Raw genomic sequence first — 1,327 nt, 5'->3', positions numbered from 1 at the left:
AGCTGGTGGGCGGGCACGCCGTAGCGCTCGGACTGGCGGATGGCGTGCTTGAGGAAGCTCGAGTACACCCCGGAGTAGCCCATGATCAGCGCATTGCGGTCCAGCAGACACTCGGCCGGCATGGCCGGTGCGACCACCTCTTCGGCGGCGTCGGCGATGTCGAAGAAGTCGATACCCGTCTTCACGCCGATCTTGTCGAACACCCCGATGAGCGCCTCGACGGGCGCGTTGCCCGCGCCGGCGCCGAACCGCCGACACGAGCCGTCGATCTGCTTGGCGCCCGCCCGAACCGCCTCCACCGAGTTGGCCACCCCGAGCCCGAGGTTCTCGTGCCCGTGGAAACCGACCTGGGCGTCATCGCCAAGCTCGGCGACCAGCGCGGCCACCCGGTCGCGGACCCCTTCGAGGACCAGCGCGCCGGCCGAGTCCACCACGTAGACGCACTGGCAGCCCGCGTCGGCCATGATGCGGGCCTGGGCGGCGAGCTTTTCCGGCGAGATGGTGTGGCTCATCATCAGGAACCCGACGGTCTCCAGCCCCAGCTCGCGCGCCAGGCCGAAGTGCTGGATCGACACATCCGCCTCGGTGCAGTGGGTGGCGATCCGGCAGATCGAGCCGCCGTTGTTCTGGGCTTCCTTGATGTCCTCTTTGGTGCCGACGCCGGGCAGCATCAAAAAGGCGATCTTGGCTTCCTTGGCCGTCTCGGCGGCCAGCTTGATCAGCTCCTGCTCGGGCGTCTTGGAGAACCCGTAGTTGAAGCTCGATCCGCCCAGCCCGTCGCCGTGGGTGACCTCGATGACCGGCACGCCGGCGGTGTCCAGGGCCGCCACGATGGCGCCCACCTCTTCTTTGGTGAATTGGTGGCGTTTGTGGTGAGAGCCGTCCCGCAGCGACGTGTCGGTCAACCGCACGTCCCAGATCGGGTTGAAGAAGATGTCGTGCGTACTCATGCCTGCGCTCCCGGCGCCGTAGCGGATAGGGACTCCTTGGCGATCTCCTCGCCGACCTTGGTGGCCGCGGCGGTCATGATGTCCAGGTTGCCCGCGTACGGGGGCAGGTAATCGCCTGCGCCCTCGACCTCGACGAACGTGGTGACGACCGCCTGGCCGCCGGAGTTGATCGACGGCTCGTCGAACTGCGGCTCGTTGAGCAGCCGATATCCCGGCACGTAGGTCTGCACCTCGGCCACGACGTCGTGGATGGATTTGGCGATCGCGTCCCGGTCGGCGTCTTCGGGGATGGCGCAGAAGATGGTGTCGCGCATGATCATCGGCGGGTCTGCGGGGTTGAGGATGATGATCGCCTTGCCACGCTTGGCGCCGCCGAT

At 67.2% G+C, this 1,327-nt stretch carries 1 protein-coding gene and 1 pseudogene; both read right to left on the bottom strand.

Translation table 11 applies throughout. The annotated features are described in order from the left end of the window. On the bottom strand, nt 1–950 hold a 950-nt coding region (gene dmpG, locus A5709_RS23090; RefSeq protein WP_068122764.1), incomplete at its 3' end, for a 4-hydroxy-2-oxovalerate aldolase. Beyond that, nucleotides 947–1,327: pseudogene (locus A5709_RS23085) on the bottom strand (acetaldehyde dehydrogenase (acetylating)); the annotation flags it as partial. The gene dmpG and the pseudogene A5709_RS23085, both read right to left, overlap by 4 nt.

Source organism: Mycobacterium sp. E1386, from assembly GCF_001672745.1.
Taxonomy (GTDB): Bacteria; Actinomycetota; Actinomycetes; order Mycobacteriales; family Mycobacteriaceae; genus Mycobacterium.
Note: the sequence above shows the minus strand (reverse complement) of the source record. Positions and strands in the feature narration are given on the sequence as shown.